General features: G+C 66.7%; 17 protein-coding genes, 2 tRNA genes and 1 pseudogene. 7 read left to right on the top strand and 13 right to left on the bottom strand.

Annotated elements, in window-relative coordinates:
• The first annotated feature begins 462 nt into the window (after nt 1–462).
• Together LPC10_RS19865 and LPC10_RS19860 are read left to right on the top strand one after the other, a co-directional pair.
• Complete coding sequence (locus LPC10_RS19865) at nt 463–1,953, top strand: Do family serine endopeptidase (protein ID WP_231343992.1); 1,491 nt, start codon at nt 463–465, stop codon at nt 1,951–1,953.
• Between the two features lie 561 nt (nt 1,954–2,514).
• Nucleotides 2,515–2,874: an acid-activated periplasmic chaperone HdeA gene (locus LPC10_RS19860; RefSeq protein WP_231343991.1), complete on the top strand. Its 360-nt coding sequence runs from the start codon at nt 2,515–2,517 to the stop codon at nt 2,872–2,874.
• A gap of 865 nt (nt 2,875–3,739) precedes the next feature.
• Here LPC10_RS19860 and clcA read toward each other — a convergent pair.
• From clcA to LPC10_RS19845, 3 genes and pseudogenes are all read right to left on the bottom strand, one after another.
• A complete protein-coding gene (gene clcA, locus LPC10_RS19855) occupies nt 3,740–5,098 on the bottom strand; it encodes a H(+)/Cl(-) exchange transporter ClcA (protein ID WP_231343990.1) in 1,359 nt (452 codons plus the stop codon).
• 127 nt (nt 5,099–5,225) lie between these two features.
• Nucleotides 5,226–8,356, bottom strand: a pseudogene (locus LPC10_RS19850) (efflux RND transporter permease subunit).
• A 116-nt stretch (nt 8,357–8,472) separates the two neighbouring features.
• Nucleotides 8,473–9,789 (bottom strand): efflux RND transporter periplasmic adaptor subunit, encoded by a 1,317-nt coding sequence (locus LPC10_RS19845; RefSeq protein WP_231347094.1) that lies wholly within the window; start codon nt 9,787–9,789, stop codon nt 8,473–8,475.
• A gap of 322 nt (nt 9,790–10,111) precedes the next feature.
• Between LPC10_RS19845 and LPC10_RS19840 the strand changes: the two genes are divergently transcribed.
• The gene (locus LPC10_RS19840; protein ID WP_231343989.1) at nt 10,112–10,267 is read left to right on the top strand and encodes a hypothetical protein; all 156 of its coding nucleotides are present in this window, start codon (nt 10,112–10,114) and stop codon (nt 10,265–10,267) included.
• 602 nt (nt 10,268–10,869) lie between these two features.
• On the opposite strand, the gene LPC10_RS19835 is transcribed toward LPC10_RS19840, so the two are convergent.
• The 5 genes from LPC10_RS19835 to LPC10_RS19815 all read right to left on the bottom strand — a co-directional run bounded on the left by LPC10_RS19835 (nt 10,870) and on the right by LPC10_RS19815 (nt 14,650).
• A complete protein-coding gene (locus LPC10_RS19835; protein WP_231343988.1) occupies nt 10,870–11,013 on the bottom strand; it encodes a DUF2474 family protein in 144 nt (47 codons plus the stop codon).
• Between the two features lie 35 nt (nt 11,014–11,048).
• On the bottom strand, nt 11,049–12,059 hold the full coding sequence (gene cydB / locus LPC10_RS19830; RefSeq protein WP_231343987.1) for a cytochrome d ubiquinol oxidase subunit II: 1,011 nt from the start codon (nt 12,057–12,059) through the stop codon (nt 11,049–11,051).
• Between the two features lie 14 nt (nt 12,060–12,073).
• On the bottom strand, nt 12,074–13,498 hold the full coding sequence (locus LPC10_RS19825) for a cytochrome ubiquinol oxidase subunit I (RefSeq protein ID WP_231343986.1): 1,425 nt from the start codon (nt 13,496–13,498) through the stop codon (nt 12,074–12,076).
• 954 nt (nt 13,499–14,452) lie between these two features.
• Nucleotides 14,453–14,529: transfer RNA gene (locus LPC10_RS19820), tRNA-Arg, on the bottom strand.
• A 44-nt stretch (nt 14,530–14,573) separates the two neighbouring features.
• Nucleotides 14,574–14,650: transfer RNA gene (locus LPC10_RS19815), tRNA-Pro, on the bottom strand.
• A gap of 405 nt (nt 14,651–15,055) precedes the next feature.
• Between LPC10_RS19815 and LPC10_RS19810 the strand changes: the two genes are divergently transcribed.
• Nucleotides 15,056–16,270: a LysR family transcriptional regulator gene (locus tag LPC10_RS19810; RefSeq protein ID WP_231343985.1), complete on the top strand. Its 1,215-nt coding sequence runs from the start codon at nt 15,056–15,058 to the stop codon at nt 16,268–16,270.
• 149 nt (nt 16,271–16,419) lie between these two features.
• Here the strand turns inward: LPC10_RS19810 and LPC10_RS19805 are convergent, their stop codons facing one another.
• From LPC10_RS19805 to fdxA, 3 genes are all read right to left on the bottom strand, one after another.
• Nucleotides 16,420–17,292: an RNA polymerase factor sigma-32 gene (locus LPC10_RS19805; RefSeq protein ID WP_017484286.1), complete on the bottom strand. Its 873-nt coding sequence runs from the start codon at nt 17,290–17,292 to the stop codon at nt 16,420–16,422.
• 280 nt (nt 17,293–17,572) lie between these two features.
• Nucleotides 17,573–18,169, bottom strand: a complete 597-nt coding sequence (locus LPC10_RS19800) for a CarD family transcriptional regulator (RefSeq protein WP_012456050.1) — start codon at nt 18,167–18,169, stop codon at nt 17,573–17,575.
• Between the two features lie 513 nt (nt 18,170–18,682).
• Nucleotides 18,683–19,021, bottom strand: coding sequence for a ferredoxin FdxA (gene fdxA / locus LPC10_RS19795; RefSeq protein ID WP_108941608.1), 339 nt, complete (start codon nt 19,019–19,021; stop codon nt 18,683–18,685).
• 494 nt (nt 19,022–19,515) lie between these two features.
• Between fdxA and LPC10_RS19790 the strand changes: the two genes are divergently transcribed.
• From LPC10_RS19790 to greA, 3 genes are all read left to right on the top strand, one after another.
• Complete coding sequence (locus LPC10_RS19790) at nt 19,516–20,127, top strand: hypothetical protein (protein WP_231343984.1); 612 nt, start codon at nt 19,516–19,518, stop codon at nt 20,125–20,127.
• Between the two features lie 105 nt (nt 20,128–20,232).
• Entirely contained in the window at nt 20,233–21,219 is a 987-nt protein-coding gene (locus LPC10_RS19785) for an MDR family oxidoreductase (protein ID WP_231343983.1), read from the top strand.
• Between the two features lie 54 nt (nt 21,220–21,273).
• Nucleotides 21,274–21,738: a transcription elongation factor GreA gene (greA, locus tag LPC10_RS19780; protein WP_231343982.1), complete on the top strand. Its 465-nt coding sequence runs from the start codon at nt 21,274–21,276 to the stop codon at nt 21,736–21,738.
• A gap of 130 nt (nt 21,739–21,868) precedes the next feature.
• On the opposite strand, the gene LPC10_RS19775 is transcribed toward greA, so the two are convergent.
• Both LPC10_RS19775 and LPC10_RS19770 read right to left on the bottom strand, forming a co-directional pair.
• Entirely contained in the window at nt 21,869–22,813 is a 945-nt protein-coding gene (locus tag LPC10_RS19775) for a ribose-phosphate pyrophosphokinase (RefSeq protein WP_231343981.1), read from the bottom strand.
• A 148-nt stretch (nt 22,814–22,961) separates the two neighbouring features.
• Nucleotides 22,962–23,189: a DUF4170 domain-containing protein gene (locus LPC10_RS19770; protein WP_063987092.1), complete on the bottom strand. Its 228-nt coding sequence runs from the start codon at nt 23,187–23,189 to the stop codon at nt 22,962–22,964.
• Nucleotides 23,190–23,254: the final 65 nt, after the last annotated feature.

Here is a 23,254-nt window from a genome sequence, read left to right as displayed (position 1 = left end):
GATCACCGGGGGCTGGAAGGCACGCGGATTCACACAGAGACTTGCCAAGACTGGCAGGAAGCCGAGGGCTACCTTGAGCCCCGTAGCCCGAATACAAAAAACGCCGTCAGGGGCTCAGTGGGGCGATCCTGCGGCAGGGGCTGAATGGTTGAGGCTGGGAGACACGGTGCGGGCTGGTGAGAGTTCACCGCCGGATCAATGAAAGTGGCGCGCCAGACCGATCCCATATGGCTGGGAGCGACGATGAGCCAGCCATCCTCCGTTCGTAATCGGACCCAATCGGCCTCAAGAATACTGACGGACGGCAGCCGCGACCGCATTCGGTCAAGCTGTAATCTTCCCTTCACCCCGCGGTCTGATGGCACAACTTAGAATTTCGCTCATTGTCCCATGGTCCGACGTCCGGCCGCGTTCCAGCACGGTAGGGCGGCAGGCTCCAGTGATCGATCCTTGGAGATTTCCATGACCCTGACTGTTCGCCGCCGCGTTATCGCCTCCGCCGCCGCGGCCGCCCTCGTTGCGGGCGGCGCTGCCGGGTTCGGTCTGACCGAAGCCGCCATGCCGGCCCATGCCCAGGCCCTGCCCAAGACCCCGATCGAAGCCCCCGAGCACCCGCCGGGCTCCTTCGCCAACGTCGTCGACAAGGTGAAGCCCGGCGTCGTCGCCGTAAAGGTGAAGCTCGACAACAACCTCGACGATGACGACGATGGCCCCGGCGGCCCCAACCTGCAGCAGGTGCCGCCGCAATTGCGCGAGTTCTTCAGGCGCTTCGGCCAAGGTGGACCGGGCGGGCGCGGCATGCCGCAGCGCGGCGGGGTCGGCTCCGGCTTCATCATCTCTGCGGACGGCTACGTGGTCACCAACAACCACGTCGTCGACAAGGCCAAGACCGTGCAGGTCACCCTCGACGACAGCCGCACTCTCGACGCCAAGGTGATCGGCAAGGATCCGAAAACCGACATCGCCCTCCTGAAGATCACCGAGAGCGGCAGCTACCCCTATGTCCAATTCGGCAAGGGGGCGCCGCGGGTGGGCGACTGGGTCGTGGCCATCGGCAATCCGTTCGGCCTTGGCGGCACGGTGACGGCGGGCATCGTCTCGGCCCGCGGCCGCGACATCGGCGCCGGCCCCTACGACGACTTCCTGCAGATCGACGCGCCGATCAACAAGGGCAATTCCGGTGGGCCCACCTTCAACGTCAACGGCGAGGTCGTGGGCGTGAACACGGCGATCGCCTCGCCGTCCGGCGGCTCCGTCGGTCTCGCCTTCGCGATCCCCGCCGAGACGGTGCAGACGGTGGTCGATCAGCTCCGGGCCGACGGCAAGGTGGTGCGCGGCTATCTCGGCGTGCAGGTCCAGCCGGTGACGAAGGAAATCGCCGAGGGGCTCGGCCTCGACAAGGCCAAGGGTGCGCTCGTCAATGACGCCGAGAGCGGTACGCCAGCGGCCAAGGCGGGTCTGAAGTCGGGCGACGTGATCGAGTCGGTCAACGGCGTGCCCGTGAACAACGCGCGCGATCTGTCGCGGCTGATCGCCGGCCTCAAGCCCGGCACCGAGGTGAAGCTCGCCTATCTGCGGGGCGGCAAAAGCGAGACGGCCACCGTCCAACTCGGCACGCTGCCGGGCGACAGCAAGATGGCGAGTCGCGGTGACGACACGCCGAGCGGTCGGGTCAGGCTCGGACTCGACCTGGCGCCGGCCAGCGAGACCGGCCTCGGCGACGAGGGCGTGGCGGTGATGGATGTCGATCCAACCGGACCGGCCGCCGCGAAGGGCATCTCCCAGGGTGACGTGATCCTGGATGTCGGCGGCACCAGCGTCTCGAAGCCCTCCGACGTTCAGGCCCAGATCCGCGCCGCGGAGTCGAATGGCCGCAAGGCCGTGCTGATGCGCGTGAAGAGCGCCAGGGGCCAGATCCGCTTCGTCGCCGTCCCCCTCACCAAGGAGGGCTGATCCGCTCCGAACCGCCTTCTTCGACGGCGTCCGCCTCAATGCCTGCAGCATCGCGGGCGCGCGCAAGCGTACTGATCCGGTCCGGCCCGTCGGCGGAACCGTATATCGACGATCGCGGGATGCTCTTGCCGACAGTGTGAGGCTATCCCGCGTTCGGGACGGACTGGCGACCTGAGAATTCTTGCCTCGCAAATGGTCGCATGTTGTATCTTTTAAGTTGCAATCGTTCGGAACCACCCCGGCGGTGGCCGTTCACGCTAGAGTTGGGACAGCGACTTTCGACGACATGCTGGTCCTGGAGGCCCCTCACACAAGTGGGCTATCCTCATCTTCGTGTTTGGCCCGGTCGATCCTGCTGATTTGGTTTCCGGGCCTCAGTCACCCGAACAAGTCGAACGTCCAGCCGCATCAAATCATAAGGCATCATCATTTGACGCTGGCGCGACCAGTGATCGGCCCGTCGCACTGAGATCTGTTGGCCGGCGAGATCGCCGGACTTCGGCACTCGGAATTTCGAGGCGATGCGGTCGATGGCATCAAGCCAAGACAAAGGAGCTCATCATGCGCACAGGATCTTCGAAGACTTACCTGCTGTCCGCCCTTGCGGTCGTCTTATCCGCCGGTCTCGTTCAGGCCGAAATCTCTAGCGGGAAGAGCGCCGATAAGAATCAGGAAAAGTTGGCGAGCAAGCCGCTCGAAAAAGTCACCTACGAGGAATTCAACGGGTTCGAAGATACGTTCAAACCAAAAGTCGTCGCCTGGGCCGCAGGCTACAAACAGGGGCAGAAGAAGCCCGATGTGGTGGCGATCGATATCGCTGGAGTCGAGAAGGTCACACCCCTGATCGCTGAAGAGTGCAGGAAGGCGCCGTCCGCTTCGTTGTGGTCGAAGATCGATGGAGAGCTGAAGAAGGTGTTCTGATGCAGATATGCCTGCATCATCGAATGACCTTTCTGCATCGGCGCTTCGACAGTGCTCAGCGGTCGATCCGTCGGCGAAATCCGGCTGATCGATGAGCGTCATCCCTTCTGCGGCGGGTCGAGTGTCGACTTCAGAGGGCGATATCGATTTGCTCGATACTCAGAGTGCCTCACAAAACTCCCGGTCGCCGACCGTTCTCGCTCTGGCGAGGACAGTGCAGCGGAAGTTTTGTGAGAGACACTCAGCCCTTTCCTGTCCAGGCGGTCGAACCGGCAGGCCCTGGACGGGGCCGAGTGAGCGGGGCTGCTGGAAGAAGAGGCGCCGAGGATGAGGGGGGCCGAACGCGCCTCCATCCGTCGTTTCCGTGTTGTCCGAAGTGCTGCACAGCTTGGCACGCTCCATGGAGGTTCGCCCATGATGAAGCGATGGATCATCGCCACTGCGGCGCTTGCCGCCAGCACGGTGACGCTCGCGCAGCCCCTTCCGCCACCGCCCGGTCCCCCTCCACCGCCGCCGCCGTTGGTTTTGCCGCCGCCGCCGCCGCCTCCCCCGCCGCCGCCGGTACTGCCCTTGCCGCCTCCACCGCCGCCTCCGCCACCCGTATGAAATGTTGCGGCCTGACGCGGCATTTATCCTTGAGCGGATCGTCTATCGCTCCGAATCCGTGCCGCAGCCGGGATCTCCGGCGTGGCATCCGGGCCGCGCCTCGCTCGGACGTCAACGGCGACGGCGGCCGGCCTCGACGACCGCCTCGTCCCGACCTGTCGCCTCCGAACTCCGGCGGCCCGGCCCTCGGGGCGGCCGTGCGGGAAGAGTTGCGGCGGCGAGCCGTCAACGAGTGCCTTGGCCGGCTTGGAGGCGGACGTCAGAGCCGCGCACGATCCCGATCGGCCGCCAGACCGATATCCGGGCCGTTGTCCGGGCTCTTGGCCGGCACCCTGCCGGCCTGGGCAAGGGCGCGTTCCAGCATCTGTTCATAAATCGGGCGGCCGCCGAGCCATTGGGCCGCGAGGCTCGCCGTCAGGCAGGCCGTCAGCATGGGCAGGACGAGCGCATAGGCGGTCGTGAGTTCGAGCACCAGCACCACGCCCACGGCCGGCGCGTGCACGGTTGCGCTGAAGAGCGCGGCCATCGCCACGATGCCGAAGGAAACGGGCGTCACCCCGATGCCGGACAAGACCTCGGGGAACATCATCTGGGCGAGCAGGCCGAAGGCCAAGCCGATGCAGGCCGCCAGCGAGAGGATCGGCGCGAAAATGCCGCCCGGCGTGCCGACGGAATAACAGACGACCGCCAGCATCAGGAGCACGCCCGCACTCGGGGTCAGAACGGCGATCTGTGAAATGACCTGTTCCCCGCCCGTCACGGTGCGCGGAGCGAGGATCAGCAGGGTGCCCACGAGCAGCCCGACCAGGGCAGGCCAGACATACGGGGCACCCTTCTGCCAGGCGGCGGCGATGTCCAGCATCGCCAGGATGCATCGATTGAACAGCACGCCCACCGCACCCAGGATGATGCCCAGAACGGCGAAGGCCGGCAACGACGCCAGCGCCGTCGGCCCGGCGGAGAGCGGCAGGTCCGGCCGCGCGCCCGAGATCATTTGGGTCACCGCGGTTCCGGTGATCGCGGCCGCGAACACCCCCATGTAGTTCCGGAAGCTGTAGGGAAACTGCTTGCGCGTTTCCTCGATGACGAACAGCACGGCCGCCATCGGGGCATTGAAGGCGCAGGCGAGACCGGCCCCCGCACCGGCCGCCAGCAGCGCCCGCCGATCGACGTCTCGCACCCGGAACATCTCGGACGCCGCGAGCGCCGCCGAGCCGCCCATGTGAATGGTCGGTCCCTCCCGGCCGAGAACGAGCCCTGAGCCGATCGCCGCGATGCCGGCGATGAACTTCACCGGCAGCACGCGCTCCCAGTGGACATGCCGGATGCCGGCGATGGCCCCCTCGATCTCCGGAACCCCGCTCCCGCTCGCTTCCGGGGCGAAGCGCCGGGTGATGAACACGGCGAAGACCGTGGCCGCCATGGTGATGACGGCGCTCGCCGCGATCAACCGCCAGCCCTCGGTCTGGCCGGCGAGCCATGCCGGCCAATCGATGATCCTGTCGATGGCGAGATGGAAGAGGCCGCCGAACACGCCCGTAAGGGCCCCGACGATCAGGGCCACGGCGACGAAGCGTGCCTGCTGCCAGGGCGGAGCGGGTTGATCTGCCGGCTTCATTCTCGCCCGTTCCTCTCGCTGTTCGCCAGCAAACCCTGGACTTCTCGCGGTCCGTCCCCGGAACGGATGTCTCGCTGGGACGCGCCGAAGTCCCGCGGAGGCGGTTTCGCAGGCGCCCGGACCGCCGTCAGGCGGGCCGACCCTGCCTCGCCGTCCTCTGTCTCACGCGCTCGCGCAGGGTTTGGACCGTGACGTAGAGCATCGGCACGAGGAAGATGCCGATCGAACTGGCCGCGATCATCCCGCCGAAGACCGCGGTGCCGACGTCGCGACGGCTGATCTGGGCCGCGCCGGTCGCGATCACGAGGGGGACGAGGCCGAGGATGAAGGCGATGGAGGTCATCATCACGGCGCGGAACCGCTGCTCGGCGCCGCGGATCGCGGCCTCCCGGATCGGTACGCCCGCCTCCCGCTGGTCCTTGGCGAACTCGACGATCAGGATGCCGTTCTTGGCCGCGAGCGCGATCAGCACCACGAGGCCGATCTCGCTGTAGAGGTCGAGGGAAAGGCCGGCGAGCTTGACGGCAAGGTAGGAGCCGAAGGCGCCGACCACGACGGACAGAAGGACCGGAATGGGGATCGTCCAGCTCTCGTAGAGGGCGACGAGGAACAGGTAGGCGAACAGGAAGGCGAGGCCGAGGACGATCCAGGTCTGGCCGGACGCCTGCTGCTCCTGATAGGCGGTCCCGGTCCACTCGTAGCTGTAGCCTTCCGGCAGCGTCCGGTCGGAGATCTGCCCCATCGCGGCCATCGCGGCGCCGGAGGAGATGCCGGGCGCCGGGCTGCCGTTCACGCTCACGGCGCGGAAATTGTTGTATCGAGTCAGCACCTGCGGTCCGAGCACGATGCGCTCGCTCGCGACCGAACGCATCGGCACCATCTGGCCCGAGGCGCCGCGGACATAGATGTTCCAGATGTCGCGAATGTCGCCCTGTTGTCCGCCTCGCCCTCCACATTCACCTGCCAGGTGCGGCCGTAGAGGTTGAAATTGTTGACGTAGACCCCGCCGAGCGTGGCTTGAAGCGAACTGAAGACGTCGCTCATCGCCAGCCCGAGCACCTGTGCCTTGGTGCGGTCGATGTCGAGGAAGATCGAGGGATTCGATGCCGTGAAGGTGGAGAAGACGCGGGCGAGCTGCGGGTCGCGGTTCGCCGCCGCGGCGAGGCCGCGCACGACCGCGTCGATCGCAGCCGGGTCCTGCCCCTCTCGCGCCTCGAGCACGTATTCGAAGCCGCCGCTCGTCGAGAGCCCGACGATGGGCGGAAGATTGAAGGGCCGCACCGTTGCCTGCTCGATCGCCGCGGCCGCCACGTAAGCGCGCCCGATCAGGGCCTGGGCGGATTCCGCCGCGCTCCGGCGATCGGCGAAGGGTTTGAGCTGCGCCACCAAAAACGCGGAATTCGGCTCGGCCGCTCCGTCCAGAAGCGAGAAGCCGACGATCGCAAGCACCTGATTGACGCCGGGCATGTCCTTCAGGAGCCTCTCGACCTCCGACGCGACCGCGCTCGTGCGGGCCACCGACGCGCCGTCGGGCAGTTGGACCGAGACGAAGAAGGCGCCTTGATCCTCCTCTGGGAGGAATCCGGACGGCGTGATCCGCGAGAGGCCGAAGATGCCGCCCGCGAACAGGAGGACCAGCACGAGTGAGAGAGCGGACACGCCGACGAGGCGGCGGACGCCCGCTGCATAACGGTCCCGCACCCAATCGATTCCGCCGAGCACCCGGCCCATGATGCCGCGCCGCGCGCGCGTGGGACGCAGGAACACCCCGCACAGCGCGGGCGAAAGGGTCAGCGCGTTGATCGCCGAGATCAGCATCGCGGCGCTGATCGTGACGGCGAATTGCCGGAACAGCGTTCCCGACACGCCGGGGATGAAGGCGATCGGAACGAAGACGGATAGGAGCACGAGCGTGATGGCGATGATGGGGGCGGTAATCTGCGTCATGGCGAGCTTCGTCGCCTCGGCCGGCGACAGCTCCGGATGCTCCTCCATCACCCGCTCGACATTCTCGACGACGACGATGGCGTCATCGACCACGATGCCGATGGCGAGCACCATCGCCAGGAGCGAGACGGTGTTGGCCGAGTAGCCGAGCACGTAGAGCACCGCGAAGGTGCCGATGAGGCTCACCGGCACGGCGATGGCGGGGATCACCGTCGCCCGCAGATTCCCGAGGAACAGAAACACGACGAGGACGACGAGGACGAAGGCCTCGGCCAGCGTCCGCAGCACCTCGGAGATGGTATCCTTCACGAAGGTCGTGGAATCGTGCACGACCACGTATCGCAAACCTGCCGGGAAGCGCGCCGAAAGCTTCTCCAGGGTCGCCTTCACGGCGGTCGCGGTGCTGACCGCGTTGGCACCGGGCACGAGATAGATGGCGACGGGGACGCCGGGCCGGCCGTCGAGCCGGGATTCGCTGTCGAAGCTCTGCGCGCTGAGTTCCACTCGGGCGACGTCGCGGATGCGCACCACGGAGCCGTCGGGGTTCGTGCGCAGGACGATTGCGCCGAACTGTGCCGGCGTCGACAAGCGACCCTGCGTCTGCACGTTCATCTGGATCTGCTGCTCGTTCGTGATCGGCGGCGCGCCGATGCGGCCGACCGGCGCCTGAACGCTTTGCGCCCGAATGGCATCCACCACGTCCGACGGCGCGAAATTCAGGCTCGTCAGGCGATCCGTGTCGAACCAGATGCGCATCGAGTAGTTCATCCGCGCGAACAGGTTGGCCTGCCCCACTCCGGCCGTGCGCGAAATCTCGTCGAGCACGTTGATGATGGCGTAGTTCGTGATGAAGAGCGGGTCCTGCGCGCCCGTCTCGCTGTAGAGGACGGCAAACAGCAGGATCGCGGACGACTTCTTCTGCACCTTGAGCCCCTGCAGCTGCACCTCGGACGGGAGCTGCGACAGGGCCGACTGCACGCGGTTGTTGACGCTGACCGTGTTGATGTCCGGGTCGGAGCCGAGGTCGAAACTCACCGCCAGGCTGTAGCTGCCGTCATTGGCGCTCGTGGACTTCATGTAGATCATGCGGTCGACGCCGATGACTTGTGCTTCGAGCGGCTGGGCGACGCTTGCTTCGACGACCTCGGCGGAGGCCCCCGGATACGTCGCCGACACGCTCACCTGCGGCGGCACGATGTCCGGAAACTGCGCGACCGGGATCCGCAGCAGCGCCAGCCCCCCGGCGATCGTGATGATCAGCGCGATGACGATCGCGAGCCGGGGGCGGTCCACGAAGATGGATGAGATCATGACGCGCCTCGGGCTCGGTCGCCTGGGCCAAACGACGTGCGATCCGGGACGAGGGGCCGCGGAGCGGGGCAAGGGGGGCGGCAAGGGACGGGGCGAGGGAGGCGTCCCATGCTGCGCTAACGCCGGCGGTTCGGGCTGCCGCTCGCGTTCGGGCCGGCACCGCTGGCCGCTCCGGTCGGACCGTGTCCGGCCGGTGGCGAAACGGACGCAGCCGGCCCCGCGCTGTCTTCGTTCACGGCGGAGTTTCGCATCATCCTCTGCAGAATGGCGTCGGCGGGTTTGGGCGAGACCGCCTCGCCCGCGCGGACCCGCTGCAAGCCTTCGGCGATGACCTGCTCTCCGACCTTGAGTCCGCTCGTCACCGCCGCGAGCGTCGTGCTCGATTGGCCAAGCTGAATCCGACGCTCCTCGGCCTTATTGCCCGGCCCGATCACGTAGACGTAGCTGCCCCGCTGGTCGGCCAGGACGGCGGCGCGGGGGATCGCGACCACTTCGACCGGCTCGACGCCTTCGAGGAACACGGTCACGAACTCACCATCCGTGAGTTCGCGGATGGTGGCGGCCGTGCGGCTGTGAGCGAAGATCGGGGGATTCGGCAGCACGCCGCGAAGCAGGATCGTGTCCGTATTCGTCGCGATGGTGTTGTTGACGAAATCGAGCGTCCCGGTGTGATCGTAGAAACGGCCGTCTGGGAGTTGCGCCCGGATCAGGGCAGCGCCGAATCCGCCCGCCGGCCCATAGCGCGTCCGCAGATTGATTGCTTCACGGACCGGCACCGGAAACGTCACGAACATCGGGTCCTGGCTGACGATCGTCGTCAGCACCCCGGAACTCGGCCCGACGACGTTGCCGATCGTCAGGGACGTGCGCCCGATCTGGCCGGCAATTGGCGCGCGGATCTCCGTGTAGCCGAGATTGATCTGCGCCGTGTCGAGCTGGGCTTGTGCGGCTTGGAGCTGCGCCTCCAAGGCCCGCTCGTTCGCAAGCGCCGCGTCGTAGGTCGATTGCTGCCCGGCCGGCCCGCCGAGCAGGATTCGGGCGCGCTGCGTCGTGAGACGCGCGTTACCCAATTGCGCTTCGACCTGCGCAATCTGCGCCTTCTGAGCGGCCACGGCCGCCTGGAACGGGGCCTGCTCGAGACGATAGAGGAGCGTTCCTTCCTCGACATCCGTGCCCTCGACGAAGAGCCGCTTCTCGATGAACGCCGTCACCCGGGCGACGATGTCGACACGCTGCTTCGCCTCGATACGGCCGATGAATTGCTCCGTCTGGGTGATCGGCTCCTTGCGTGCCGCGATGATGCCGACGACGGGCGGCCCAGCCGGCTCGCCCTGCCCCTGCGCGAACGCCGTCGAAATCGCGGGCAGGCAGGCGGTGCAGAGCGTCGCCGCGGCCCACCCAATCCCGAGCGTGAACCGGCCGGACACCGTCACGTCCGCCTCCGGGGAATCGCCAGGCGAAACACGACGGACGGCCGAATGCCTTGGCCCCCCGCTTCCCGGCCCTGCAGCGTGCCGAGCTGGCAGGGCGTCGCGGCACGCGCGGCGCCTTGCCTGACCCGATGCCCCTGACGCGCATCCGCGATGGTGAAAGCCCCCAGGCTCGCACCATGCGCCGCTTCGCGGAGCCCGGCGCCGACCATGCCGCCCCGAACGCCTGATACGAGGCGGCACACCGGATGCCCGCTCTGCCTCATCCGTCCCAACATCGACGCTTGCTTCTGCAAGGGATGTTCAGAAGGACGGCTTGTTGCCGATGCATTTGCATCGCTTCGATTTCAAGATCCGGCAGCGGCCGCTGCAGCAGTCTCTCGCGCTGCGTCCGACCCATCCGTTGCCGCGGCATTCGATGTTCATGTCGCGCGTCGTCATGATCTGGCCCGGCCGACTCATCGCCGCCGTCGCAGTATAGATATTTATTCCTATAAGCATTGCCGGAACAGCAGCGAGTATTGCAACGCTTCGCATGGCGCATCCTCCGTGATGATTGATTGATCGGCGAACGACCGCACAAAGCGGCGACCTATTGCTATCATGAGACGATTGAATACGAACTATACAATGTCAGATTGTGTCTTGGGCGGTTTCGCTCGACTTCGGTCGTTTGGGCACCCTCGACGTGGTTCGAAAGACGAAAGCTGTCCGGCGCGAGCTTTGAGCCGATACTACTTTTGATTTCTCGTGTTGCGGCGGCCGGGATTTGCCGAAGACCAGCTTTGAGGCGCCATTCAGGGTGCCACGACGACGTCGCGGGCGGCGCTCATCTTCGACCGAGCGAATCTGCAGACGATCGCTTCGCCGAAACTCTGGAGATTGCGGGCGGCCGCGGCGCCGCGGCCGCTGATGCGGGCGTCGGCACAGAGTATAGTCGATACCGGCGCACCGGCTCGTTGATGGTGATCAATCCGGTTCCTGCAAACCTCCACCCGAGACCCTCAGGATCGGTCCATCGATCCAGGAGACTGCGGACGGGCACAGGAACCGGGCCGGCCACGGCCCTGACGGAGCCGCCGATCAAGACGGTTTCAGCAGCCATCGAAGCGGCAGGGCGACGAGCGTCAGGCTCACGACACTCATCGCCCAGAGCAGCACGAACCAGCCGATCCGGCCAAGTTTGCCGGTCATCGCCGCCCTGCGGAGGCGTGCGGCGTCGGGCACGAAGGCAGGCTCCGTTGTCGGCTGATGAAGACCCATCAATGATATCCGGATTCCGGTGTGACCTTGCCGCGGAACAGCCAGTAGACGTAGGCCGTGTAGCCGAGCACCATTGGGATCAGCACCGCCGCACCGGCGAGGAGGAAGGCCTGGCTGCTCGGATGCGTGGCCGCGGCCCAGATCGAGATATCCGGGGGCACGATCATCGGCCAAAGGCTGATACCGAGCCCGATATAGGAGAGCAGGAAGAAGCCGAGCGCGCAGAGGAAGGGCATGATCTCCTCCCGCCGCTCCAGCGCGCGCTGGAAGCGCAGCGCCAGCAGCCCGACGAGCACGGGCACCGGTGCCCCGACGAGAATGCCGGGGAACGAGAGCCAGCGCTCGCGGAAGGGAGCGCTGAGGACGAGCATCGTGAGCGAAACGATGGCGATCAGGACCAGGGTCGCCAGACCGAGAGAGCGGGCGAGGCGGTAGGCGCGGATCTGCAACTCGCCCCCCGTCTTCCAGATGAGCCAGCAGGCCCCGAGAAGCCCGTAGCCCACCACCAGCGCCGCGCCGGTCAGCAGGGAGAACGGGGTGAGCCAGTCCCACCAGCCCCCGGCATAGGCGCGCCCCTCGACACGGATGCCCTGAACGAGGGCGCCGAGCGCGATGCCCTGGCAGAAGGCCGCCACGTAGCTGCCCCAGGAGAAGGCGCGGTCCCACCAGAGCTGCCCCCGCACGGTCGCCATGCGGAAGCGCATCTCGAAGGCGACGCCGCGGAAGACGAGGGCGAGCAGCATCAGGATCAGCGGCATGTAGAGCGCCGGCAGGATCGTCACGTAGGCCAGCGGGAAGACCGCGAAGAGGCCGCCGCCGCCGAGGATCAGCCAGGTCTCGTTGCCGTCCCATACGGGGGCGACGGAGTTCACCATCACGTCCCGATCGGCCTTGGCGGACACGGCCGGGAACAGGATGCCGATGCCGAGATCGAACCCGTCCATCGCGACGTAGAGGAACACCGCCGTGGCGATCAGGACGGCCCAGATCAACGTGAGGTCGAGAGACATGGAAGACCCGTCCTTCACTCGGCCGGCTGAGCGTTCGGGCCGGCGGCGATCGCCGGGGCCGGGGTGATGCCGGCGGTGCGGACCGGCCGGCCGGTGGGCACACCCGCCTCGTGTGGCCGCGGCGGCTGATTGAAGAGGTGGAGGAGGTACCAGATGCCGGCCCCGAACACGACGAAGTAGACCACGGCGAAGGCCGCGAGCGAGGCCGCGACGGCGGGGGCGGCGATGGGTGAGACGCTGTCGGCGGTGCGCAGCAGCCCGTAGACCGTGAAGGGCTGACGCCCGGCCTCCGTTACGACCCAGCCCGCCGTGACGGCCACGAGGCCGGACGGGCCCATCGCGACCGCGCAGCGCTGCAGCCATCGTGAGCTGTAGAGCCGTCCTTTCCAGCGCAGATAGAGCGAGGCCATTCCCAGCGCGATCATCAGGAAGCCGAGCCCGACCATGACCCGGAAGGACCAGAACACCAGGGGTAGGTTGGTCGGCCAGGTGTCGCGGGGCAGTGACTTCAGCCCGCGCACCTCGGCGTTCAGGTCGTGGGCGAGATACAAGCTCGCGAGCCCCGGAATGCCGATCGCCCAGCGCGTCGTCTCGGCCTGCGCGTCGGGCCAGCCGAACAGGATCGAGGGCGCGCGCCGCTCGCTCTCGAAATGGCCCTCCATCGCCGCGACCTTGGCGGGCTGATAGTGGTAGGTGTTGGTCCCGTGCAGGTCGCCCAGGACGAGTTGCACGGGAGCGACGACGGCGGCCATCCACATCGCCATCGAGAACATCAGGCGGGCGCGCGGGTTCGACCGGTCACGCAGGAGATGCCACGCCCCCACCGCACCCACGATCATCGCGGTGGTCAGGTAGGCGGCGGTGACGGTGTGGGCGAAGCGGAAGGGGAAGGACGGGTTGAAGATCGCCGCCCACCAATCCTGGGGCGCGAAATGGCCGTTGGCGTCGAGCACGTAGCCCGCCGGCGTCTGCATCCAGGAATTGGCCGACAGGATCCAGAAGGCCGAGGTCAGCGTGCCCACCGCGACGAGGCAGGTGGCCAGGAAATGGAGGCGCGGGCCCACGCGCTCCAGACCGAACAACATCACCCCGAGAAAGCCCGCCTCCAGAAAGAAGGCCGTCAAAACTTCGTAGCCGAGGAGAGGACCGAGGATCGGGGCCGTCTTGTCGGAGAAGACCGACCAGTTGGTGCCGAACTGGTAGCTCATGACGAGCCCCGAGACGACGCCCATGGCGAACGCGATGGCGAAGATCTTGAGCCAATACCGGTAGGAATCAAGGTAGACGGCGCGTCCCGTGGCGAGCCAGAAGGCTTCCAGCACCGCCAGAAAGCTGGCCAGCCCGATGGTAAAAGCCGGGAACAGAAAATGCCAAACGACCGTAAAGGCGAATTGGCTTCGGGCAAGATCGAGGGCGCTGGGGAGGTGGTCGGCCAACATTCCTGACACTCGATTCACGAAAGTGACGAAGTACGGCTTAAGCCCGATCTCGAATAAGCTGCCCGCGACGGCCATGGCGGTCCAATGCGCGCGCAATCATCTGCGATGGTCCAGTGACCGCCAAAGTCGCTACAGCGTCAAAAGTCGACGCTGGCTAAGCTTGAATTGTTCGTCTTACATGTGCTCACCGGCGCCGGGCAGTATCCTCCGGGAGTCCGTACGGACTCATAGAGTATTATGCCTAATACAATAGCGGAAGATGCTTTTTCTACCCTTCTCCTGCGTCATCGCCCCAGTATTTCCGGATGATCTTGCGCAACGCGGGCGCGCGTAAGGGGCCTCGCTTGCATCCATGTTCATCTGGTCCGCCCTGTCGGATGGAGGCACCCTTCACGAGCACCTCGACAGGAAAGCCCATCACGTCAGGAAGCACCTTGATATAGATCAGCCGGGAGCAGCGAGGCGCGAATTGATCGCAGTTGCCACCGGAACTCCGACCCTTGCGGAGGAAGCCCGTGGCAGGGTTCGCCGCCTACCCCGAGTTCGAGACGAAGCCCTCGGCCAGCACTCAGAGCCTGTTGGAGGTCCTCTGCCGGCCGTCCCGATCTGCCTCGTGTGCAAACACAAATTCCGCTGGGCGCGGTGGAGTGGAGAGCAGATGTGGACGGATCGGCATCGGACGCGTCATGAGGCGCGCCGAAGGACATCCGAGGCCAAATCAACGCCAAGGCGCTCTAACTCAACAAGAGGCTTCATGACGGCGACGGAACGCTGCTGCACCTCGGATGCCGGAAGCGCACCAGCGAGCGCCAGCGGGCTTCCTTGTGAGGTCGGCTGATTGACCGGCTTGCGCTCACCATGTGCTTGCCAAAGGCAGTCTCTGGTAAGCAGATCCAGAAATGCAAAAAGGGCTGGATGCTATCCAACCCCTTGTCCCCGTCTCATTGAAGTAAATGGCGCGCCCGAAAGGATTCGAACCTCTGACCCCCAGATTCGTAGTCTGGTGCTCTATCCAGCTGAGCTACGGGCGCCCTTTTTTGTCTTGACGCCCTTTTGAGGCGTTTCTCTTCTTGTTTGGTCGGAGTGGCAGGATTTGAACCTGCGACCCCCACGTCCCGAACGTGGTGCGCTACCAGACTGCGCTACACTCCGATGCCGCCCCCGAAGGCCGACGAGCGGGCTTATAGCCGGCACTTTTCGCAGTCGCAAGCGGGTCGCTGCCTTTCATGGCGCTTCTTTCGCGGAAGGGGGGCAATTTAGCCCCTCACAGCATGGCCGTATCCTAATTAAGTATCTGAGAAATACGGGTATTTAAAAAATCGGCCTCTTGGACGATTGCGGTGCCGTGGCCCTGGGCGTGAGAGCCTGTAGGCCGTCCGCCGCCTTGGCCGCTCTCCGTCTGTTAGGGCATCAATCGGATGCATTGGTGTCGGCACCCCCCCCGGGCAGCCGTTCGTGCCGGCTCATCGTCGGAGAGCGAGCGAACCAACAGACCGGCACACCCAAACCGGGGTAGGCTGAAGCGGCTGCGGATCGAAGTCGCCTCCGACTGAGCGAATGGGCGTCGACCGCCGCCGCATCGTCCGGCCCAGCTCACATCACATCGGGGAAGTCCTGTTCTGGAAACAATCAGGAATTGATTTCGGATTGTTCCAAGAAACGAAACAATTTTTCCGTCTGAACTTTGCTATGCTCGCTGTGGTTATGGGCGGATGTGATAGATGGCAAGGAGGGTTGCGCGTGGCTTCCGTTCAGCGGCCGGGTGCGCAGTCACGTAATGACTGGGTGGACCGCGCAAAGATGCCGCATCCTCAACTGCTACGCGATATGGCTCTCTTCGTCGAAGTCGCTCGTAGGAAGAGCTTTAGTCAGGCCGCCGCCGCGCTCGGCATGCCGATTTCTTCCCTGTCGCGCCGAATTACCATGTTCGAGTCGACGGTAGGGCTGCGACTTCTGGATCGGACCACACGCAAGCTGGCGTTGACGTCCTACGGCGAGGCCTACCTCGCGCAGGTGTCCCGCCTCGTCGATGAGGCGCAGCGGACCTTCGACGACATGATGGCCGTGGCCAAGGGACCGAGCGGCTTCCTCAAGATCGCTGCGCCGCCGGATTTCTGGGTGCTGCGTCACCTGTCGGGGGTGATCACGGAGTTCTCCGCCCTCCACGAGCACATCCACGTCCACGTCGATCTGAAGCCGGCGCCGGTCGATCTGGTGGGCGACAATTATGATCTTGCCGTTGCCATCGAGGAGCCGCGTGAGACGTCTCTGATCGTGCGCAAGGTCGCCGAGGTCGAGAACGGCATCTTCGGCTCGCCCGCCTATCTCGCCGAGCGCGGCGCGCCGATGACGCCGTTCGATCTCGAAAAGCATCAGGTCATCCTGCCGATGCAGGGCACCTCCGCCACCTGGACGCTCAGACGCGGCAGCGAGTCCGTCGCGATCACCGTGGGTGGTCCCTTGTCCTGTAACTCGCTGAGCCTCGCCCGGCGCTTCGCCGTGGCCGGACAGGGATTGACCCGGGCCAACGTCATCAACGTCGACAACGACCTCTCCACGGCCCGCCTCGAGCGCGTGCTGCCGGACTGGAACCTGCCGGCGACACCGGTCTATTTCGTCACCACCTCGCGGCTCCTGCCGGCAAAGGCGCGCAGCTTCATCGATTTCGCGACGAAGCGGCTGGCGGCTGTGCTGGCCAACGCGTCGGGCGATGTGCGCCGTGGCGGCGTACGCACGGCTGGTCGCTCCGTCGAGCCGGCCAGCCTTCCCTGAGCGGAAGCGCTTCAAACGCCGAGGGGACGCCGCATCGACGCCCCCTGCTGCGAGCTTGTCCGAGAATTTAGTGTCTCTCACAAAACTCCCGCCGCGCCGTCCCTGTCAGAACAAGAACGGCCGGTCACCGGGAGCTGTGTGAGGCGCTCTCAGGCGTAGACACTGCTCGGCGCCTGCGGGAATTTTTCGGCGAGGGCCCGGCGCAGCTTCTCCAGGGCCCGGTTCTCGATCTGGCGAACGCGCTCCTTCGAGATGCCGAGGCGGTGTCCCAACGCTTCGAGGGTCGCTTGATCCTCGGCGAGCCGCCGCTCCCGGAGGATGCGCAGCTCGCGCTCGGAGAGCACCGTCAGCGCCTGCCGTAACCAGACGAGGCGACGCTCGCCGTCGACCAGCGCCGAGACCGTCTCGTCGGGCAGCGCCGCGTTGTCGACGAGGAAATCCATCCGCTCGGAGGACGCCTCGCTCTCCTCGCCTACCGGCGCGTTCAGCGACATGTCGGGACCGGACAGGCGTGCATCCATCAGCGCCACGTCCTCGCGCGAGACGCCGATCGCACTGGCGATCCGGCCGTGGATCTCGGAGCCAACCTGCTCCTCGGTCGACTGCATCAGCCGGGCGCGCAGGCGGCGCAGGTTGAAAAACAGCGCCTTCTGCGCGGAACTCGTTCCGCCGCGCACGATCGACCAGTTGCGCAGGATGTAGTCCTGGATCGATGCGCGGATCCACCACGTGGCGTAGGTGGAGAAACGGACATCCCGTTCCGGCTCGAACCGGGCGGCGGCTTCCATTAGGCCGACATGGCCCTCCTGGACGAGGTCGGCCATCGGCAGGCCGTAATGGCGGAAGCGTCCGGCGAGCGCGATCACGAGGCGCATATGTGCCGAGATCAGGCGGTGCAGGGCGCGCTCATCGCGCGCCTCCTTCCAAGCCACCGCCAGCCCGCGTTCTTCTTCCCTCGCAAGGAACGGCGCCTCCATCGCTGTCCGAATGAACTGACGCCGCATCCCCGCGATCTCTGCCATCCCCGCCTCTCTCGTTCGAGCGTTCTTGGTTCGAGCGTTTCGGATCAGCCCGCTTGAGCCTCTTGGTCGGCGAAACGCCGGGCGAGGCCATCGGGGCAAGCCATCCGTGGCAGAGGCACAACACATCCGTGCGACGCTGGTTCCCTGCGGGCGCGTGGCGTCGGGGAGGAAATGATCAAGAGGTCTGCGGACGGCGCATGAAAAAAGGGCCCGGCGTGGCGCCGAGCCCTCTGGTTAGCAAATGTCAATCGTGCAGCGATGCGATTCGCCGAGAGGCGCCTCAGGCGGCCTCCTCCTGCACATCGTCATCACCTTCGGCGTCGGCTTCCGCCTCGGCGTCGGCCTTGGCGCGACGCGGCGACTTGGCGAGGCTCTGCTCGATCAGCTTGAGCGCCTCGGTCTCGGTAATCCGGTTCACCGAGGAGATCTCGCGCACGACGCGGTCGAGGGCGGCCTCGTAGAGCTGGCGCTCGCTGTAGGACTGCTCGGGCTGAGCCTCGGAACGGTAGAGGTCGCGCACCACCTCCGTCACCGAGATCAGGTCGCCGGAATTGATCTTGGCCTCGTATTCCTGGGCGCGGCGCGACCACATCGTCCGCTTGATGCGGGCGCGGCCGGTCAGCACGTCGAGAGCCTTCTTGACGAGTTCGGGCTCGGCGAGCTTGCGCATGCCGACGCTGTTGGCCTTCGCGGTCGGCACGCGCAGGACCATCTTGTCTTTCTCGAACGAGACGACGAACAATTCGAGCTTATAGCCCGCGATCTCCTGTTCCTCGATCGCGGTGATCCGCCCGACGCCGTGCGCCGGATACACGACCGCCTCGCCGGTCTTGAAGCCTTGGCGGCCTGCTGCCGTCGTCTTCTTGGCTGTGGTCATGCGGAATGAGCCTCCACTGTCATCCACGCGGGGCGCGCATCCACGCCCGCACGCTCGTCACCTCCGGGGCGGGACACCCGGCGCATGCCCTTAGTCCAGTGCCGCGCCGTCGAAGCGCTGACCGGTTCCCGGGCTCTCGCGTTGCTCCCACCACACGAAAGAACGCGCCGGGAGCGAAATGCTTCCGGCGGTCGATCGCAGCCAACCTCTTTTCCAGGAAGATGGAACTCGCCGCTTGTGCGAGAGGAGGGGGGCGCATCGGGCGTGAGCGACGGCGAGCCCTCATGTAGCACGAACGGGCCGGCGAATCAAAGGATTGCCGGCGCGCGAACGCGTCTCCGCATGGGAGGATCGAAGGTTTTGCACGGCTCGGAAAGAGCGTTGCCGGGGCCTCCGGCGGATCTTTCGAGGTAGGCCGTGGCGCGTTCGGGGCTTCGGCGGGGATCGCGGCCGGACCGGCAGCCTGCGGCGAGAGGCCGCCGTGCTTCGGAGTGGCCTCGCCCTGCCGGATGGTCAGTCGCCGGAGCCGGGATTGGGCGAGAAATGCGCCTCCAGCTTGCCGCTCACCCCGTCCCACTGCTTGGCGTCGGAGGGGGCATCCTTCTTCTGGGTGATGTTGGGCCAGGTCTTGGCGTAGTCGGCGTTCAGCTTCAGCCAGCTCTCAAGATTGCCCTCGGTGTCGGGCTTGATCGCCTCGGCGGGGCATTCCGGCTCGCAGACGCCGCAATCGATGCATTCGTCGGGATGGATGACGAGCATGTTCTCGCCCTCGTAGAAGCAATCCACGGGGCACACCTCGACGCAGTCCATGTACTTGCACTTGATGCAGTTGTCGGTGACGACGTAGGTCATGGGCCGTTCGGTCCTTAGATCCGCTTGTCCTCGCGGGGTCGGGAGGGCCTTGTCGCCGGCCCGCCACCCGCTGACTTGGCGCGGATGCGATCCCCTCGTGTGGCGGTGTCATGCGATCCGGGCGCCGCCGCCGCCCGATTTGGAAGCGCTCTAGCCCCTGGCCGAAGGGCTGACAAGCGCGCCCTTCCGCCCGCCCTCCCCTGCGCGGCGCGGAGGGCTTTTCGGCAACGCTTCCACAGCGCCCCTTGCAGGGCCGCAAGTGGGGCCGCATCCCGACCCGGTCCTGCCTGCCGGCGAACCTGCGAAGTCGATCCGGCCTATTTAGATCTGCGTAGTCTTAGTCGTTGGTTAAGTTTACTGTCTTCGACAATTGAGCTTGTCCGGTGCGCAACCTTGGCCGCTATCTGGGCGTCGAATGGCACACTCCGAAAAGTCCCGGACGGGGCTCGCGGAGGTGCCGAGATCGTCCTGACGTCGCGTTCCGAGGTTGTTCCATGGCTGCCCCCCTGCTCCGCCCGAGCCTGATCGCTTCCCTTGCCCTTGCCGCCGTCTCGGTCGCCGCTCTGGCCGTGCCTGCGCAGGCCGGGGGTGCGTGCGTCAGCGCCGAGTGCTATCGCCGGGTCGTGACGCCGCCGGTCTACGACACCGTCGCGGAGCGGGTGCTGGTCCAGCCGCCGCGCACCGTCTACCGCACGACGCCGCCGGTCTACGACACGGTGTCCGAGCGGGTGCTGGTCGCCCCTGGCGGGCGCCGGTGGGAGACGCGCATCGACGCCTATGGCCAGCTCGTCGGCTGCTGGGTGACCACGCCGCCGCGCTACGCGGTCCAGACCCGCCGCGTGCTCGTGCGCCCGCCGGAGGCGATCCCGCACACCCTGCCGCCGGTCTACGCCACCACGCAGCGCCGCGTGCTGGTCCAGCCCGCCCGCGCCGCCTGGGTGCCGGCCGCAGCCCCCGTCGCCGGGCCTGATTTCGGTCCCGGCCCCGGCTACGGTCCTCTTGGGGTCGGTTCGATCCCGGACGCGCTGGGTCTTGCCGGCGCCTCCTCCGCGGACATCGCCGTCGGTCTCGGCTTCTCGCGGGGCAGCATCTACGACGGGTATTGAGGGCGCGCTCGTTCGGGCACTCTCTCGGCCGCCTTCGCCGGTGGCCTTGAATCGAGGCGGGATCGCCGTAGCTCATGACCCGAAGCGAGCGGGGAGGAGCGGATCATGGCGGCGTTCAGGGCCTGGGTGATCGACAAGGGTGAGGCCGGGCAGAGCCTTGCCCTGCGCGACTTCGACGAGGCCGACCTGATGGACGGCGACGTCACCGTGCGGGTCTCCCATTCGGGCCTGAACTACAAGGACGGGCTCGCCATGACCGGCCGGATGCCGGTGGTGCGCCGCTTCCCCATGATCCCCGGCATCGACTTCGCCGGCACCGTCGAGGCCTCGGACCATCCCGACTACAAGCCCGGCGACGCGGTGGTGCTCACCGGCTGGGGCGTCGGCGAGACCCATCTCGGCGGGTTGGCCGAGCGCGCCCGGCTGCGCGGCGACTGGCTGGTGCCGCTGCCCGAGGGCTTGAGCCCGGCCGAGGCCATGGCGATCGGCACGGCCGGCTATACGGCGATGCTCTCGGTTCTCGCTCTGGAGCGGCACGGGCTCACCCCCGAGGCCGGACCAGCCCTGGTGACGGGTGCCTCCGGCGGCGTCGGCTCGGTCGCGGTGGCGCTTCTGAAGCGCGCCGGCTGGCACGTCGTCGCCGCGACCGGCCGGGCCGACGAAGCCGATTACCTGAAGAGCCTCGGCGCGGCCGAGATCCTGGAGCGTGAGGCGCTCGCAGGCGAGCCGCGCCCCCTCGGAAAGGAGCGCTGGGCCGCCGGCATCGATGCGGTCGGCGGACGGGTGCTCGCCAACGCCCTGTCGATGACGCGGGGCGGCGGTGCCATCGCCGCCTGCGGCAACGCCGGGGGCATGGATCTGCCGAGTTCGGTCGCGCCCTTCATCCTGCGCGGCGTCTCGCTTCTCGGCATCAACAGCGTGACGACGCCGCAAAAGCCCCGCCGCGAGGCCTGGGCCCGCCTCTCGCGCGACCTCGACCGCGACCTCCTGCGGCGGATGACGCGGACGGTTCCCCTGGAGGAGGCCGGCGGCCTCGCCGAGCCTCTGCTCGATAGTCAGGTGCGGGGCCGCACGGTCGTCGCGATCGGGTGAGCCAGGGCGCCGGACCGTGGGAACTGTGGTGCAGGCTTGGGCATTTCATGTCTCATGAGCAAAGCATTTGTCCGTGAGCCCGAAGACGGCGACGCTGTCGAGGAGTTGCCCGATCGTCTGATCTCCACCCATTCCAACTATGTGACGCCGGAGGGGCTCGCGAAGATGGAGGCCGAGGTGGCGCGACTGGAGGCGGAGTTGTCCGCTTTCTCGCCGCAGCAGAACAAGGCGGACCACGCCCGCATCGCGCGCGACCTGCGCTACTGGAGCGCGCGCAAGAACTCGGCGGAACTCATCGAGGCGTTCGAGGGCGACGTGGTGCGCTTCGGTGCGACCGTGACCGTGCTGCGCGAAGACGACACCCGCCAGACCTTCCGCATCGTCGGCGAGGACGAGGCCGATCCCGCAGCCGGCTCGATCGCCTACGTCGCGCCGCTCGCCCGCGCGCTTACCGGCAAGAGCGTCGGCGATACCGTGACGGTGAACGACCACGAGTTCGAGATCGTGGAAGTTCGCTGAGCGGAGGCCAGAGGTTTCGAGAGGATCTGTCCTTTCGCGGGTCCAGGGCGCAGCCCTGGTTGAAGGGATGCCGGGGTCCCACCCCGGCTCCCCGCCGAAGGGATGATCCCTTTGGAAACCCGAACCTGAATCAGGTGAACAGGCTCGACACGCTCGACTCAGTGGCCGTGCGCCCGATCGCCTCGCCGAGCAGTGGCGCGATCGAGATCACGCGGATGTTGCGGGCGAGCTTCACCGCCTGCGTCGGCAGGATCGAGTCGGTGATGACGAGTTCCTTCATCCGCGAGGCGGCGATGCGCGAGACCGCCCCGCCCGACAGCACACCGTGCGTGATGTAGGCCGAAACCTCCTTGGCGCCGGCGTTCAGCAAGGCCTCGGCGGCGTTCACCAGAGTGCCGCCAGAATCGACGATGTCGTCGACGAGGATGCAGGACTGGCCCTCGACGTCGCCGATGATGTTCATCACCTCCGACTCACCCGCCCGCTCGCGGCGCTTGTCGACGATGGCGAGCGAGGCGTCGATGCGCTTGGCCAGCGCGCGGGCGCGGACCACGCCGCCCACATCCGGCGAGACCACCATGCGCTCGCCGGGGGCCAGCCGCTCCTTGATGTCGCGCACCATCACGGGCGCGGCGAAAAGATTGTCGGTCGGGATGTCGAAGAAGCCCTGGATCTGGCCGGCATGGAGGTCGAGGGTCAGGACGCGGTCGGCGCCGGCCTCGGTGATGAGGTTGCACACGAGCTTGGCCGAGATCGGCGTGCGGCCCGAGGTGCGCCGGTCCTGCCGGGCATAGCCGAAATAGGGGATCACCGCCGTGATGCGCCGCGCCGAGGACCGACGCGCGGCGTCGATCATGATCAGCAGTTCCATCAGGTGGTCGTTGGCGGGGAACGAGGTCGATTGGACGATGAACACGTCCTCGCCGCGCACGTTCTCCTGCAGCTCGACGAAGATCTCCATGTCGGCGAAGCGCCGGACCATGCAGTTGGCGAGCGGCAATTCGAGGTAGCTGGCGATCGCTTCCGCGAGCGGGCGGCTCGCGTTGCCGGCGATGATCTTGATGGACGACGTCATGCCGGGCGTCTCTCGGCTCACTCTTCAAGTCACTCGCGGGACGCGCGCGAACCCAATCACGTCCGGGGCCGTATCAACATCCGGCCGCGCGGCTCATATCAGCGGGGCCGGCGCGTCACAATGGCTTCATGCCGCAGCCCCGCCACAATCACGGTTCGAGCAGGCGGTGCAGGTGGACGATGAAGTAGCGGGTCTGGGCGCTGTCGACGGTGGCCTGCGCCTTGGCGCGCCACGCGGTCTGGGCCGAGGCGTAGTCGGGGAAGATGCCGACGATGTCGAGATCCTTGATGTCGCGGAAGCGTACGCCCGAGACGTCCTCCAGCTCGCCGCCGAACACGAGGTGGAGCTTCTGGTCCGAGTCGATCGTCGTGGTCACGCGCCTCTCCTGCCGGATGCCGGGGCCCGCTGCCGGTGTGGTAGGAGCCGTGCCGCTCGGTCGCA

It is taken from the genome of Methylorubrum sp. B1-46, from assembly GCF_021117295.1.
Taxonomy (GTDB): domain Bacteria; phylum Pseudomonadota; class Alphaproteobacteria; order Rhizobiales; family Beijerinckiaceae; genus Methylobacterium.
The sequence above is the reverse complement of the archived record's forward strand: the minus strand, read 5'-3'. Positions and strand labels throughout refer to the sequence as shown.